Origin of the sequence: Mesorhizobium sp. M0663 (assembly GCF_040320585.1) — a bacterium.
Lineage (GTDB): Bacteria > Pseudomonadota > Alphaproteobacteria > Rhizobiales > Rhizobiaceae > Mesorhizobium.
Genome location: NZ_JAMYPX010000062.1, coordinates 1 through 14,232 on the forward strand (window position 1 = coordinate 1; position 14,232 = coordinate 14,232).

At 59.8% G+C, this 14,232-nt stretch carries 8 protein-coding genes, 7 pseudogenes and 1 other annotated feature; of the genes and pseudogenes, 8 read left to right on the top strand and 7 right to left on the bottom strand.

Annotation, left to right across the window (positions count from 1 at the left end; translation table 11 throughout):
- A pseudogene (locus tag NKI54_RS35340) lies at positions 1 to 93 on the bottom strand (DNA-binding response regulator); the annotation flags it as partial.
- Here NKI54_RS35340 and NKI54_RS35345 point away from each other — a divergent pair.
- Positions 74 to 436, top strand: coding sequence for an acyl carrier protein (locus NKI54_RS35345; RefSeq protein ID WP_280938698.1), 363 nt, complete (start codon positions 74 to 76; stop codon positions 434 to 436). The pseudogene NKI54_RS35340 and the gene NKI54_RS35345 sit on opposite strands and share 20 nt — an antisense overlap.
- 107 nt (positions 437 to 543) lie before the next feature.
- Here the strand turns inward: NKI54_RS35345 and NKI54_RS35350 are convergent, their stop codons facing one another.
- The 3 genes and pseudogenes from NKI54_RS35350 to NKI54_RS35360 all read right to left on the bottom strand — a co-directional run bounded on the left by NKI54_RS35350 (position 544) and on the right by NKI54_RS35360 (position 2,097).
- A complete protein-coding gene (locus NKI54_RS35350; protein WP_352694451.1) occupies positions 544 to 1,191 on the bottom strand; it encodes a hypothetical protein in 648 nt (215 codons plus the stop codon).
- 11 nt (positions 1,192 to 1,202) lie between these two features.
- On the bottom strand, positions 1,203 to 1,370 hold the full coding sequence (locus tag NKI54_RS35355) for a hypothetical protein (protein WP_156941828.1): 168 nt from the start codon (positions 1,368 to 1,370) through the stop codon (positions 1,203 to 1,205).
- Positions 1,367 to 2,097: pseudogene (locus NKI54_RS35360) on the bottom strand (IS6 family transposase). Before NKI54_RS35360 ends, NKI54_RS35355 begins: the two are co-directional and overlap by 4 nt.
- A 295-nt stretch (positions 2,098 to 2,392) precedes the next feature.
- On the opposite strand from NKI54_RS35360, the gene NKI54_RS35365 reads away from it, so the two are divergent.
- The 3 genes and pseudogenes from NKI54_RS35365 (at position 2,393) to NKI54_RS35375 (ending at position 3,896) form a co-directional block, all read left to right on the top strand.
- Positions 2,393 to 2,770: a hypothetical protein gene (locus tag NKI54_RS35365; RefSeq protein WP_023785264.1), complete on the top strand. Its 378-nt coding sequence runs from the start codon at positions 2,393 to 2,395 to the stop codon at positions 2,768 to 2,770.
- Between the two features lie 234 nt (positions 2,771 to 3,004).
- A pseudogene (locus NKI54_RS35370) lies at positions 3,005 to 3,168 on the top strand (DUF1403 family protein); the annotation flags it as partial.
- 50 nt (positions 3,169 to 3,218) lie between these two features.
- Positions 3,219 to 3,896: pseudogene (locus NKI54_RS35375) on the top strand (IS6 family transposase).
- Positions 3,897 to 4,052: 156 nt separating this feature from the next.
- On the opposite strand, the gene NKI54_RS35380 reads toward NKI54_RS35375, so the two are convergent.
- Together NKI54_RS35380 and NKI54_RS35385 are read right to left on the bottom strand one after the other, a co-directional pair.
- Positions 4,053 to 5,972, bottom strand: coding sequence for a potassium transporter Kup (locus tag NKI54_RS35380; protein WP_352694453.1), 1,920 nt, complete (start codon positions 5,970 to 5,972; stop codon positions 4,053 to 4,055).
- 740 nt (positions 5,973 to 6,712) lie between these two features.
- Complete coding sequence (locus NKI54_RS35385; RefSeq protein WP_352487770.1) at positions 6,713 to 7,741, bottom strand: IS110 family RNA-guided transposase; 1,029 nt, start codon at positions 7,739 to 7,741, stop codon at positions 6,713 to 6,715.
- Positions 7,742 to 7,847: 106 nt separating this feature from the next.
- On the opposite strand from NKI54_RS35385, the pseudogene NKI54_RS35390 reads away from it, so the two are divergent.
- A pseudogene (locus NKI54_RS35390) lies at positions 7,848 to 8,738 on the top strand (IS3 family transposase); the annotation flags it as partial.
- Positions 8,099 to 8,215, top strand: a sequence feature (AL1L pseudoknot). Its footprint overlaps the pseudogene before it by 117 nt.
- Here the strand turns inward: NKI54_RS35390 and NKI54_RS35395 are convergent.
- Positions 8,717 to 10,134: pseudogene (locus NKI54_RS35395) on the bottom strand (IS30 family transposase). The pseudogenes NKI54_RS35390 and NKI54_RS35395 sit on opposite strands and share 22 nt — an antisense overlap.
- Before the next feature lie 45 nt (positions 10,135 to 10,179).
- On the opposite strand from NKI54_RS35395, the pseudogene NKI54_RS35400 reads away from it, so the two are divergent.
- From NKI54_RS35400 to virD4, 3 genes and pseudogenes are all read left to right on the top strand, one after another.
- Positions 10,180 to 10,479: pseudogene (locus NKI54_RS35400) on the top strand (integrase core domain-containing protein); the annotation flags it as partial.
- 211 nt (positions 10,480 to 10,690) lie between these two features.
- The gene (locus NKI54_RS35405; RefSeq protein ID WP_352694455.1) at positions 10,691 to 11,557 is read left to right on the top strand and encodes a hypothetical protein; all 867 of its coding nucleotides are present in this window, start codon (positions 10,691 to 10,693) and stop codon (positions 11,555 to 11,557) included.
- Between the two features lie 244 nt (positions 11,558 to 11,801).
- Entirely contained in the window at positions 11,802 to 13,547 is a 1,746-nt protein-coding gene (gene virD4, locus NKI54_RS35410; protein WP_023709052.1) for a type IV secretion system ATPase VirD4, read from the top strand.
- Positions 13,548 to 14,232 lie beyond the last annotated feature (685 nt).

Sequence of the window (14,232 nt, forward strand, 5' to 3'; positions counted from 1 at the left end):
GACTGCGGTTACCTTCAGGGCATGCATCGTGAGATACTCGGCGATGAGGCGCCGCATTGCGGCATCATCGTCAATGACAAGAACATGTTTCAACGGCACACCTCGCTTTGGGGGTTGCGCCCCGATCAGGGTTGCATTACCTGAATCTGCAAGCAAAAGGTATGTATTAGTGACGACATTACTTGAAATTGAACAACTGGTTCTCAAAACCCTCAACGCTCTAGTTGCCGAAAACGTAGAGGTGTCGATGACAACCAGAATGCGGGATCTCGGCCTCGACAGCCTCGACTATAACGAGCTTGCTACGGCGATCGAGAGCCGACTTGGCTGGTTTGTCGACGATTACAAGCTCTGGCAATACGAGTCCGTAAGGCATGTCGCCGACGCCGTCGCCAGTCAGGAGTTGCGCACCCCTGGCCTGGGCAGGACATGTTAAGCGGAACCACCAGCAGTGCGGCAAGTGCTGGAGTAGTGCTGTAGGCACAGGTTACGGTGAGGCCAGCTTGGGCGGCGGTAGCTATGGCCATTGCTCCGCTGTGGTTTCTATTCGTGACTGGTGTGTTTGAGAACTGTTGGGTCAGCCCGGTCCATGTCGCAGTGCCGATGCCCCCATTGGTGGCGTTGCCCGCAATTGCGATCGCTGCGCCCAGGGCACCAATGCTGACGGTCGTTGTCAGGCCACCAATTGTTGTCAGAGGCAACAGTGCCCACCACACCATCCCAATTGGTGGTCGTATAGACCGACATGTAGTCACGGAACACGCTCTCACTATACGTGGTCACGATCGTTGCCGTCGTACCGGTTGGCACGAGGGCTGACCACACTGACAGATAGACCACACCAGAATTGAAGATGCTTTCCACCTGAGCGAGAAGGGTGGCAGCCACACCCCCAATCGTCATACTGTTGACGGTCACTGCACTTTCGGTGTCAGTGGTCTCAGTTGTCACGATGACACGACGATTAGCGTGTGGCGCGACAAGAAGCGGAATGCTGGTGTGGGTGTAAACGGTCGTGGCAGTCGAGTCTTCGTGAGTGCCATTGAAGACCAGATCTATCGGGAACATTTTCTCCCAGACGCCCGAGCTGCGCACATAGACCTGTCGAGCCTTGGTCCAGAGGCTTGAGATTTTCACCCAGACGGCGCTGGCCGCCCCCCAGACCCCGGAGGCTTTGACGTAAAGGGCCATTACGGCTGCACCTAGAAATCACCGTCCACGCCGCCAGAAGGGGCAGCGGCCGAGATCGTGACGCTGCGATTTGCCATCGTGCCGACGCCGAGAAGCGCCTTGGTCTGGGCAATGGACTGCGGTCGACGATAATTGTCCCCGGTGCCGTCACTCGACACGCGACCGACGAAGCTCGTCACAGCGTCGGCACCTGTGGCGTAGGTCGAGCGGTACAAACGCGTCGTGATAGCACCAGCACCATCGCGCTGAGGCGATGAACATGTATGGCGAGAGCAGAACGTTTGGGGCGGGGCGGGACGAAGAAGTTGCGGAGGGCTGACAAGGTCGAGACGAAGCGTTGCAGGCCTCCCGGCGATCGGACCCCTGCATCATCCGCTCCCGTTTTCGCGGCGGCACATGGGAATTCTCCGCTCCGTTGTTCAAACCCTTGTGCGACCGGTGCTTGACGTCCGGCATCACCTGTCGCTTTGCCGCTCCATACGAGCGCAGCTAGTCGGTGATCATGCGCTTCGGCGCGAGCCCCTGCTTCTTCAACAGCCGCGTCAGCAAGCGCTTGGCGGCCTTGGTGTTGCGGCGGTTTTGCACGATTTCGTCCAGCACATATCCATCCTGGTTGACGGCGCGCCACAACCAAAGCTTTTTGCCGGGCGATGGTGACGACCACTTCGTTCAGGTACCAGACATCATTCCGGCACGGCGGCTTGCGGCGCAAGCAGCGAGCGCAGTCCAGCCCGAACTTGATGCCCCACCGGCGACTTGTCTCATACGAAACCACGATGCCGCGTTCCAGCAGCATTTCCTCAACCAGGCGCAGGCTCAGCGGAAACCGGAAATAAAGCCAGACCGCGTGGGCGATAATAGGCGGCGGAAATCGGGGGGCGTATAGCTGACGGCGGGCGTATTCATGCCCCCCGGCGTCCATGTCGCAAGTCTTGACGATTGCTTTGTGTGTCAAGCCCGCCGCAGGTCTCAACGCGTTCATATGCAGACATTGTGAAAATCGCCCTATTCCGCCTTTTTTTACCGCCCCTTAAGTCCCCCGCTCGCATGCTTGTCGATGCATTGAACTCATAGCCATCGGCCAAGGATTTTGGAAAATATGTTTCCGCTCGCAGCAGAAAACGTGAGAGTCGCTGTAGGCCTAACGTCAAGGGGAGAGAGCGGTTTGATTGGACGAAATGGGCACCGGAGTACCGAAGTCATGAAGCCACGAGGTAATCTGGTCCGACTGAAGCAATTTCAGGTGAATGAGAAGCGGCGACAGTTGCACCAGCTAGACATCATGATTGCCGATTTCGAACGCATGGCGCGAGAACTGGACTTCCAGATAAACGCCGAGGAAACGAAGGCCGGCATCTCCGATGTCAATCATTTCGCTTATCCGACATTCGCCAAGGCCGCTCGCCTACGTCGTGACAACGTCAAGAATTCGCAATCGGACCTTCTGCGGCAGAGAACCGCAGCCGAGCCATGCCTCGCCGAGGCTGAAGCAGAGCTCTCCAAGGCGCAATTGCTAGAATCGCGCAGCGGCAGAGGCCACGACCTCGAACCCGGCAACCGAAGCGCCATGATCGGCTGAGCCGGACGGCTTCAGCGCGCCTCAATTCGCGACACCGACTGGCCGTTGGCGCGCGAGAGGCGTGCGGGCACTGTAAAGATATCAGCGTCTTGATGCAGCGATAGCTGGTCGGGACGGCTGTCATGCTGCGGCGACATACGCGATTTTGTCCAGATTTGCATAGCGGCGTTACGCAGGTATGGGGGAAAGTGGAATTGGTTGGCAATCGGATCATCGGTGGAGACGAACCGCTGCCGGCGGACCGGCGCCTGGCGGCAACGCCTGGCGCTTTCGGCGGCGGCGGTAACGGCAAAGCAGGCTGGCCGCGTCGAGGATGAAGCGGCCCCTGCGTGATGCCGTTCTGCTCACGGCCGGGAGACGGGGTCGGCCCCGCCGGCCGGATGCTGCTCGCTTGGCGCGGCACCGTAAAGTCAACCGACAGCTTATGAAGATGTCCGTACATTGGGCCATGTCAGAAGTTGCTCGTGGTCCGCTCTATGGTCGCCACCGCTTTCCCCCGAGATCATTGCGCACGCGGTATGGCTCTACTTTCGCTTTCCGCTCAGCCTGCGCATGGTTGAGGACATGCTGGCGGCCCGCGGCATCATCGTCACGCATCAGACCGTTCGAAGCTGCGCGGAGAAATTCGGACGGCATTTCGCCCAGGAGATCAATATCAGCCGGCTGCCTGGGCGACAAATGGCATCTCGACGAATGTGTCGTGGCTATCAGTGGCAAGAAGCAGTGGCTCTGGCGTGCCGTCGATCAGGACGGCTTCGTCCTCGAAGTGCTGGTACAAAGCCGCCGAAATGAAGGCGGCAAAGCGTCTGATGCGCAAGTTGCTGAAAGCTCAAGGGCGGACACCACGGATCATGATCACCGACAAGCTCCGATCCTATGATGCCGCCATGCGCGACCTCATGCCCGGCGTCGAACACCGGTCGCACACAGGCCTGAATAATCGAGCGGAAAATTCGCACCAGCCGACCCGACGACGCGAAAGGATCATGAAACGCTTCAAGTCGGCACGCCAGGTTCAGCGGTTCGTTTCCATCCATGATCCGATTGCCGACCTGCTCACTTTCCCTGCAATGCGCTGTAATCGGCTCAACATCGAGACCTGCGTAACGCCCCCATGCAAATCTGAACAAAATCGCGTGTGTCGCCACAGCGTGACAGCCGTCCCGGCCAGCTATCGCTGCATCAAGCCGCTGAAACTTACAGTGCCGGGCGCGCTGCTACCTGAATTTCCTTAACGCTCATTCAATGTGACAGCACCGATTCTTCTCAACCGCGGCATGCCCTAAATCGTCACTTGCGTTCCGATCTCGACGACGCGTCCGGTCGGGATCTGGAAATATTCGGTCGCATCGGCGGCCGTGCGTGCCAGGCCGATGAACAGCTTGTCCTGCCACACCGGCATGCCCGAATTGGGCGAGGCTTTGAGCGAGCGCCTCGACAGGAAGAACGAGGTCGTCATGATGTCGAACTTCCAGCCTTGCTTGCGGCAGATCGCCAGCGCGCGCGGGATGTTCGGCTGCTCCATGTAGCCGAAGGTCAGCGTCACCCGCATGAACAGCTCGTTGACCGTCTCCATGTTGACCCGGTCGCTGTCGGGCACCACCGGTTGCGGCGCGGTCACCACCGAAAGGATGACGTTCTGCTCGTGCAGCACCTTGTAGTGCTTCAGGCTGTGCATCAGCGCGGTTGGCGCGCTGAGTGGATCGCTCGTCAGGAACACCGCGGTGCCGGACACCAGCTGCGGCTTTTTCTTCAGGAGATTGCCGGTGAGGAAATCGAGCGGGATTTCGTTGCGGCGGGTCTTGTCGAACAGATAGCGGCTGCCGCGCACCCAGGTCCACATAGCCAGCACAATGGTGAAGGCCACCGCCAGCGAAGCCCAGCCACCCTCGAACACTTTGACGATGTTGGAGGCAAAAAAGCCGACATCGATGAAGCCGAACAGCGCCGTCATGGCGACCGCCACCCACAGCCGCCATTTCCAGATCCGGGTCATGACGACGAACAGCAGCACCGTCGTCACCAGCATGTTGCCGGTCACCGAGATGCCATAGGCGGAGGCGAGTTTGCTCGATTCGCCGAAACCGACGACCAGCAGCATCACCGCCAGCGCCAGCAGCAGATTGACGCGCGGCATGTAGATCTGGCCCGACTGCCGTTCCGAGGTGTGCAGGATTTCGAGGCGCGGCAGCATATTGAGCTGCACCGCCTGCCGGGTCAGCGAGAAGGCGCCGGAGATGACCGCCTGGCTGGCGATGACAGTCGCGGCCGTCGCCAGCACGACCATCGGGATCAGCGTCCAGCCTTCGTTCATCTCGAAGAATGGATGGCCGACGACGCCGTTCTTGGCCAGCACGAAGGCGCCTTGCCCGGCATAATTGAGCAGCAGGCAGGGAAACACGATCGCCAGCCAGGCCAGCACGATCGGCTTGCGGCCGAAATGGCCGAGATCGGCATAGAGTGCTTCGGCGCCGGTGACGGCGAGGAAGATGGCGCCAATGGTCACGAAAGCGACGTCGGGCGAATTGATCAGGAAGGCGACGATGTAGTGCGGGCTCACCGCCCACAGGATTTCTGGATCGGCGATGATGTGGTTGAGCCCGGAAAGGCCAATTGCCAGGAACCACACCGCCGTCACCGGGCCGAACACCAATCCTACCCCGCCCGTGCCGAAGCGCTGCACCGCAAACACCATGGCAAGAATGACCAGTGTCAGCGGCACGACATAGGGCTGGAAGGTCGGCGTGACGACATTGATGCCCTCAACCGCCGACAGCACCGATACCGCCGGTGTGATGACGGCATCACCGAAGAAAAGCGATGCCCCGACGATGCCGATGCCGAGCATCAGCGCCGAGCGCTTGGGGAAACTGCCGCGCGCCAGCGCCATCAGCGACAGCACGCCGCCCTCGCCGCCGTTATCGGCGCGCAGCACGAACATGATGTACTTGATGGTGACGATGATCGTCAGCGACCAGATGATCAGCGACAGCACGCCGAGGATATCGCCGCGCTCGGCGACATTGCCGCCCGACGACGCCACCAGCGCCTCACGGAACGCGTAGATCGGGCTGGTGCCAATATCGCCATAGACAACGCCGAGCGCGCCTAGCATCAGCACCTTGGGGCTTTGCTGTTCGATTGCCGGATGGCTCGACTGTTCGACGGGTTCTGCCTCGCTACCAGTATTGGTAAGGACCATGGACGACACTCCGATAAGGGGCGGCCCTCTACCTTTGCTGCACTGCAATATCAAGTGCCGCGAGGTAATGGCTCCGTATGCGGACCGCATTTGTTGCCGCACCGGCGGATTGTCTCATACGAAACCACGATCCCGCTCCCGGGCCATTTCCTCGACGAGACACAGGCTCAAGGGGACCTGAAGGAGGGCCAGACCGGATGGGCGATGATCTGCGGCAGGAAACGATGGCGCTGCTTGTAGCTGACGGCATATCTTTCTCCTTTGTGTGTCTGCCAGACGAGCGGGCGGGCACGGAAGTGGTCGCGCTTTGGCTGCCAGACATACTCGTCCAACCTGATGAAAACCTGACTTGTACACCCAGCCCAAACAGGTGCGAGGGGTCGGTCTATTACCAAAGGCTCTGAGGGCTGATTCTCTAGGGTTCCCGCCCAGATTGATCCGTGACCCTTGTTGTGTGCCGCCCCGGGTTGATCGGAGGCATGCCCCGTTTCATGCAAGTGCCTTTCGCGTCTTCGAGCATGTGATCGGGTGCGGTCATGTGTCAGGCCTGTGATGCGGCGTCGGAGGTGCCGCTGGCCGTCATGGAGATACGCGGATCAGGCGCAAATCAACTCGACGAGCTTTTCGCTCTTGGAGCCTCGGTGCATTTCCTGATCCCGATCAGACCGATCATTTGCCCTTGACGTTCACGACCTCCTCACATGCCGCCCATCATGGCCTCGCAGTCGCCGAGTGCATGCTCATGCTGCCGCGCTGCCAAGATCCCGGTAATCCTCTTTCTTTGTCAACATCGCCCATACCGAGCGAGCCATCTTGTTGGCCAACGCCATGGCAACCAGCATCAGCGGTTTGCGATCCAGCATTCGGGCGAGCCATGATCCTGGCCGCGCACCGCGGCGGGAGGCCCACTGGATGACGGACATTGCGCCGATGATCAGCAACCGTCGGATGTCCCGCTGGCCCATTTTAGACGTTCGGCCGAGCCGCTGCTTGCCACCGGTCGAGTGCTGGATAGGCACAAGTCCGAGCCAAGCGGCAAAGTCACGGCCGCGCTTGAAGGTCGACATTGGGGGCGCAAACGCTTCCACCGCCATGGCCGTGATCGGGCCGACTCCCGGCATGGTCTGAAGGCGGCGTGTATCCTCCCCGCACTGGGCTTCGCGGCGGAGGATTTTCTCCAGCTCGGCAACTTCGCAGCTCAACCGATCGACCTGCTCCAAGTAGACGCGACCAACGTCGACAACCAGTTGGGGCATCGTAGATTCGGCGGCATCAATCGCGGCAGCCAAGGTTTTCAGGTGAGCCGGACCTTGCGGTGCGATGACGCCGTGTTCGGCAAGATGACCGCGCAAGGCGTTGATCAGTTGCGTGCGCTGGCGCACCAAGAGGTCGCGCGTCCGGAACACCATCGACCTCGCTTGCTGCTCTTCCGTCTTCACCGCCACAAACCGCATCGTTGGTCGAGATCCCGCTTCAGCTATGGCCTCGGCATCGGCGGTGTCGTTCTTCTGGCGCTTTACATAAGGCTTGACGTAGCTGGGCGGGATGAGCCTCACCTCGTGGCCCAGCTCCCGAATTGCCCGGCCCCATTCGTGTGCGCTCGCGCAGGCCTCCATGGCGACCACACAGGTTGGCTGTCGGGCCAAAAACGGGAGGACCTGAGAGCGAGCCATTCTCTTCCGGAATGCGACGCCGCCGTCGGCGTGAGCGCCATGAGCGTGGAAGACGCGCTTCGCCAGATCGATGCCAATGATGGTGACGTTGTTCATGTCGTTCCTCCTGTTGTCCGCAGCCCATTCTGCGATGGCAATTCTGCCACGCCGCTGGCTCGGCGGGAGGGGCATCCACTCCATCAACTCCTGAGAAGGTGAAACCATGACAAGCAAGGCGACCAACAAGTTCTCTCCCGCGGTCCGGACCCCCCGCGGTGCGGCTGGTTCTGGATCACGAACGCGAGCATACGTCGCGGTGGGCGGCGGTTTCATCGATCGCCGCCAAGATCGGCTGCAAGAAAGCCGAGCGTGACGGCGGCGTGCGCGCCGGAGTTCCCACGGATGCTGCGACGAAACTGAAGGCTCTGGAACGCGAGAGCCGCGAGCTTCGCAGGCCAACGAGAGCAAGGCTTCCGCGTATTTTGCCCAGGCGAAGCTCGACCGCCGGTACAGGCCACGATCGCGTTCATCGACGATCACCGCAAGGCGCATGGGGTTGAGCCGATCTGCAAGGTGCTGCCGATCGCCCCGTCGACCTACCACGACCATGTCGCCAAGCGCGTCGACCCCTGCCGGCTGTCGGCTCGGGCAAGATGGGATACAGCCTCGAAGGATGAGGTCCGACGGTTTGAGGCGAACTTCCGCGTCTACGGCGTTCGCAAGGTCTGGCGGCGGTTGCGTCGCGAGGGCTTCGACGTCGCCCGCTGCACGGTTGCCCGCTTGATGAAGGCCATGGGCCTCGAAGGCATCGTCCGCCGATCCGCACTACGGTGAGCGACAAGGCCGCACCTTGCCCTCTCGACCACGTCAACCGCCAGTTCCACGCTCCGCGCCGAACATGCTGCGGGTCTCCGACTTCACCTGCGTCGCGACCTGGACGGGCTTCGTCTATGTCGCCTTTGTCATCGACACCTATGCCCGTCGGATCGTCGGCTGGCGGGTGAGCCGGACGGCGCATGCAGCCTTCGTTCTCGATGCCCTGGAACAGGCTCTCCATGATCGGCGGCCCGTGCAGGGAGGCGGGCTCATCCATCACAGCGATAGAGGCAGCCAAGGCGGATTCAACCGGATCGTCGCAACACCGGCATCATACTGTCCCCCAAGGAGCTGGTCGAGGAGTTCGGCAGGTGTTTTCCAGCCGAGCGTTTTGCGCGGTCTTGTGTTGATAGCATGGGCGACTGCGTCCAGTTCCCGGGCTGTGTGCCGACTGAGATCCGTGCCCTTTGGAAAGTACTGTCTCAGCAAGCCGTTGGTGTTTTCGTTGGAGTCTCGCTGCCACGGGCTTGGGGATCGCAGAAGAAAATCTCGAGCCCGGTGTCGATGCGCAGGTCGGCTGCTGCGCCATTTCCGCTCCATGGTCCCAAGTCAGCGACTGACGCAGTTGCTCGGGAAGTTTGCCCATGGATCGGGCTATGGCTCTGCGGACTGCTTCAGCGCCGTGGGCGGCAAGTGGTGGACCGTTCTTGATGCGCAGGCTCTGCTGATAGCCATGCATGCGCGGCAGGTGAAGCACGCATTGTGAAGCGTGAACTTCGTTCCACGAGCGTACCGATCGCCTAGCTTCCGAGGCCAAGGATGAGGTCGCCTTCCCAATGTCCGGGGACAGCCCGATCGGCAATTTCGGCCGGACGGTCGCTTATTATAAGGGCGTCTCCAATGAAGGACTTGTTGCGAACTCGGGCCCGTTCGCGCGGTACGCGCAACGCTCGGCCTGAACGCAGACATGCGGTCAGTCCTCGGCGCAATGCTCCGCGTCCTTGAATGTACAAGGACTGATAGATCGTCTCGTGGCTGATCCGCATGGTTTGATCCTCTGGGTAATCGATCTGAAGCCGATTTAGCGATCTGCTCGGGGCTCCAAGCTGCCGACCACCTCCGGCTCTGTCGTTTTTTCCATACCCACCTTGGGGCCCTCGAATGAGGCGCCATTGGGGTTGGTGACTTTGCCGGCCAAGCGCTCCTCAACATATTCACGCAGAGCCGGATTGACCGCCAGCTTGCCAGGAGGCCGGCGGGACTCACGATCGGCGTGCCATTGGGCGGCACTGGCCGGTAATCCAGATTGCCGCTGCGCGTCGCGGCATTGCGCCTGACCTCCCGCGAGATTGTGCTCGGCGGCCGACCTAGTTTACAAGCAATGGCCCGGATGCCGATTCCCTTGGCAAGCTCAAGCGCAATATCCTCGCGCTCCCGAAAGAAAGATATCGCCCCGAAGGCGGCTTCGCCCACGGCGCCAAATGCGTTGGCGGCATCCCTCCTGCACTCCGAAACCAGCGCGGACCAAGAGGCGTTGATGTACCGGCATCCAGTGCGGCCTCCTCGCTCGAATGTCCCAAGGCAATAGCTTGCCAGAACCGGAAGCGATTCTCACGCTGCCAGGCAGGCGGACGCCCGGGCGAATCTAGCTTCTTTCGAGTGCACCGATCTGAAGCGCGTTGGTGAACCGTCATTGCAACCTCCAATCCCTTGGTGTTGCGAGGACCGGTGAATCCGCCCAACACGTCAGCATTCAATACACCGAGCGCTTGGCGGAGGCCGGCGTCGAACCCGCAGTGGGCAGTGTCGGCGACTCTTTCGATAATGCTCTCGCGGAAACGATCAACGGTCTTTACAAGGCCGAGGTGATCCATCGACGCGGACCCTGGCGCTCATTCGAGGCCGTCGAGTTCGCCACGCTCGAATGGGTCGACTGCTTCAACAATCGCTGGCTGCTGGAGCCCATCGGCAACATCCCGCCGGCCGAAGCCGAGGAACGCTACTACGCCATGTTGGATGAACCAGCCATAGCCGCGTGACTCAAACGAAACGGCCACCGGAATGCCCGGGGCAGTTCACATCGCATTTGGTGCCAGCTTCATCGTATTTTCTTCGGCTTGGACGGGCACTTGGCAGACCCACAGAGCTGGGAACCCTTTGCCATACTACAACTGTAACATCATATCGGTTTAGCAGGTCAAGCTTCGGTGGTAACCTCATTGGGTAGAATAACTACTTTGGAGGCGAGCAATGGATCGCGATAACAAACGGGCACGTGCAGCTGCAAGATCATCTCAAGGCGTGGGGAGCAGTAGCCTCCGTGACGTTCCAGAGGGGCCATTGAGCGATGTTGCAGAACGGCTGGTAACCGCTAACCCGCGCGATACAGCGCGAAATCTTGGGGGCTTCAAAGGCCTCGGGACGCACGAGCGAACAGCCGTTCGGGGCACTCAACCCGGGCCAGAAACTGACCTCGCGAGATTTGAAAGGCGGACCAATCGGCTTGGACGATCAGCCATCAATCTGGCCGCGACATTAACAGCCGAATTGGGGTACAGCACGGATGACATAGCATTGCAGAAAGTCGGAGCGGCCAGTAATCTAGGCGATTACCTAACGCCAGGGCTGCAAGATGCTATTGTTAATCGCATTGGCAACATGGATCCGCCGTCGCAAGCTCTCGGAGCTTATTACGTTGCGCCACACTTCAGTAAGTTTACTGAGGAAAACAAATCTCGCATTCTTGATCAGGCCATTGGATTGGCTTCTTCTGATCCGGATGGCAATGTCAGAAACATGGCATCCAATGCTATTCTCAACATGTATCACCAGTTCGACGCAAATCAACAGGCCCAAGCTCACTCAGTTTTTCCCGGCATGCAAGACATCTTGCCGCACATGCCGCCGCCGCAGCATGCAGCAGAGGAACGGAGTGCGAATCTGGACGGCCACATAGCAGGTATTGAGACTGCAGTCCGTGATACAGTAGGCCCGCAAACCTCCTATGAACAGCTGCAGCGGGGTGCTCAAGTCGGGCGGTCCATAAGCCAAGCCTACAATCACGCCCGAGAGGACCTAATGGAGGCCACCAGAAGCAGAGATCGCTCCGGCCGTTGATGTCTCGGCCAGTACAGTGACGCTTTCTCTCCCGATTCCGTCTGCGGCCTTGCCGTTTCCAATTCGCTGGCCGTTGACGTACCTGCTTAGTGTAACTTTCAAAAACCACGTCTGCCGGGTGATGCGCTGCAAGCATCGCACCACCCACTGCGGCATCGATCTGTCGAGCGGCGACATCGCGCGACGCCGGTTCGGTCTCTGAAGCACGCGCAGCATTAGCTACGGCTAATCCGGCAATGGAACAATGCTTTCAACAAAAACGACGCCCCCCAACATAGCCATTAGCATCGCGTGCTCACTCGCCGTGGGCTTCTGTGCGGCAAGTCTTTACGCAACCTTCCGCCACGGCGGCAGCGGCGAGGCTCTGATGGCGTTTGATGTCCGTGCCTTTTGGTTTGAGACGCCCTTCTATTTGGGTTTCGCAACCCCCGTTTTCTATCGGGGCGCGGCTATCGTGCTCTCGACGTCCGCGGTCGTCTTGCTGATTCAGCAGATCGTATTGCGCCGCAAGCTCGAACACCACGGGACGGCTCGTTGGGCTCGAGTGGATGAAATGCGACGCACGGGATATCTGCGACGATACCGTGGCGTGACAGGGCCGGTGTTTGGGAAGACAAGTGGCCCTTTCTGGCCTGGCTACTACCTGACCAATGGCGAGCAGCCTCACAGCCTCATCGTTGCACCGACCCGCGCTGGCAAGGGCGTCGGCATAGTCATTCCAACGCTACTTACATTCAAAGGCTCGGTGATAGCTCTGGACGTCAAGGGGGAGCTCTTTGAGCTCACCTCGAGGGCGCGCAAAGCCGCAGGTGACGACGTGTTTAAATTCGCGCCGCTGGATTCGGAGCGGCGCACAAACTGCTACAATCCGCTGTTGGATCTTATAGCGCTGCCTCCACAGCAGCAATTCACCGAAGCCCGCCGCTTGGCCGCAAACCTGATTACGGCCAAGGGGGAGGGCGCGGAAGGTTTCGTCAGCGGCGCGCGAGATATCTTTGTCGCGGGAATCCTTGCCTGCATCGAGCGGGGCACGCCAACAATCGGCGCCGTCTATGACCTCTTCGCCCAGCCGGGGGAGAAGTTTAAGCTCTTCGCGCGACTCGCCATGGAGACTCAGAACAAAGAGGCACAACGCATCTTCGACGACATGGCGGGGAACGATACGAAAATCCTAACCTCCTACACTTCCGTGCTCGGCGATGGCGGGCTCAACCTGTGGGCGGATCCCGCTGTAAAGGCGGCCACAAGTCGCTCGGACTTTTCGGTCTATGATCTTCGCCGTCGCAGAACGTGCATCTATCTTTGCGTTGGTCCGAACGACCTTGAGGTGATCGCGCCTTTGATACGCTTGTTTTTTCAGCAAATCGTTTCAATTCTGCAGCGGTCGCTGGCCCGCCGGGATGAAAAGCACGAGGTTCTCTTCCTGCTCGACGAGTTCAAGCACTTGGGTAAGCTGGAGGCGATCGAGACCGCAATCACGACTATCGCGGGCTACAAGGGGCGTTTCATGCTCATCATCCAAAGCCTTTCGGCACTGACGGGGGCTTATGGAGAGGCTGGCAAGCAGAATTTTCTCAGCAATACCGGACTGCAAGTGTTCATGGCCACGGCTGATGACGAGACTCCGAACTACATTTCCAAGGCCATCGGTGAATACACGTTTGAAGCAAAATCGATTTCCCACAGCCAGGCGCGAACGTTCGACTGGACCATTCAGAATTCACATCAAGGTGCACCGCTATTGCGTCCCGAACAGGTTCGGCTGCTCGATGACGACTACGAGATTGTTCTCATCAAAGGTCTGCCACCATTAAAATTGAGGAAGGTGCGTTATTTCTCGGATCGCATTCTGAAACGCATCTTTGAACGCCAGACAGGCGCCCTCCCGGAGCCGGCGCCCTTGACGGGAGCAGAGGAGGCGCTCTCCGCCGAATCTCAACTCGATGACCCGCTGTGTGAATTGGCGCAGGACTTTGACGATACAGTTTGATGTGAGGCTGGTGTGGACCCCGCGAAAAAATCCATCCCGTGTAACAGCTTTGTCGCAGGTGCAGGACGCCGGCTTGGAAGAGGGGCAAGCGGGCCAAGCCCGGCGAGTGGGCTTTGAGCAGCACGTGTCCGAGGCGCCCCGGCCGCTGTTCGATGGTCGAGCTGACGAGCCGCCAACCAATCCAGAGGAGCTTCTGCGACTGGAACAGGGGGGCTCGCGAGGTGCTTCAGCGAGGGCAGGATCATCAAGCCGCCTCATCTTTTTTCAGCAACCCAGGGATGCCCGATGGACGGGATGACCTCAACAGAAGCGTGTCGGAGGCTTTCGCAAGCTCTGGGACGCCGGATTTCGGGCCGCCGCCCCCAGTCTTGGCTGCCAGCCAACAGCAGATCCGCCCTTCGCCGGATGAGCTTGACCATGCAACCACCTGCCACCCGAGTGAGTCGTCCCAACAATGAACATTCACCAGCGCTGTGGCCAGCGGAGACGCATAGGGCCCTGAATACGCGGCAAGCCGTCGCCATTCAGCAGCAGCTGAGCGAAATCGGCAATTCAGGCGGCCGCGTGCCTATGCAGAGAGGGGCTGATGCGATCTCCGGACCGGTAGCTCTCGCTGTAATTGATCAGGCTGGTACTGTTGGAAGGCTTGATCAGCCTCGTCACCCCAATCTCCAGCATAGCTCAC

Excerpts from the sequence above, each read along its gene's own strand:
- NKI54_RS35380 (WP_352694453.1), bottom strand. The coding sequence starts at position 5,972 with ATGGTCCTTACCAATACTGGTAGCGAGGCAGAACCCGTCGAACAGTCG.
- virD4 (WP_023709052.1), top strand. The coding sequence starts at position 11,802 with ATGCTTTCAACAAAAACGACGCCCCCCAACATAGCCATTAGCATCGCG.
- NKI54_RS35365 (WP_023785264.1), top strand. The coding sequence starts at position 2,393 with ATGAAGCCACGAGGTAATCTGGTCCGACTGAAGCAATTTCAGGTGAAT.
- NKI54_RS35350 (WP_352694451.1), bottom strand. The coding sequence starts at position 1,191 with ATGGCCCTTTACGTCAAAGCCTCCGGGGTCTGGGGGGCGGCCAGCGCC.
- NKI54_RS35385 (WP_352487770.1), bottom strand. The coding sequence starts at position 7,741 with ATGAACAACGTCACCATCATTGGCATCGATCTGGCGAAGCGCGTCTTC.
- NKI54_RS35345 (WP_280938698.1), top strand. The coding sequence starts at position 74 with ATGACAAGAACATGTTTCAACGGCACACCTCGCTTTGGGGGTTGCGCC.
- NKI54_RS35405 (WP_352694455.1), top strand. The coding sequence starts at position 10,691 with ATGGATCGCGATAACAAACGGGCACGTGCAGCTGCAAGATCATCTCAA.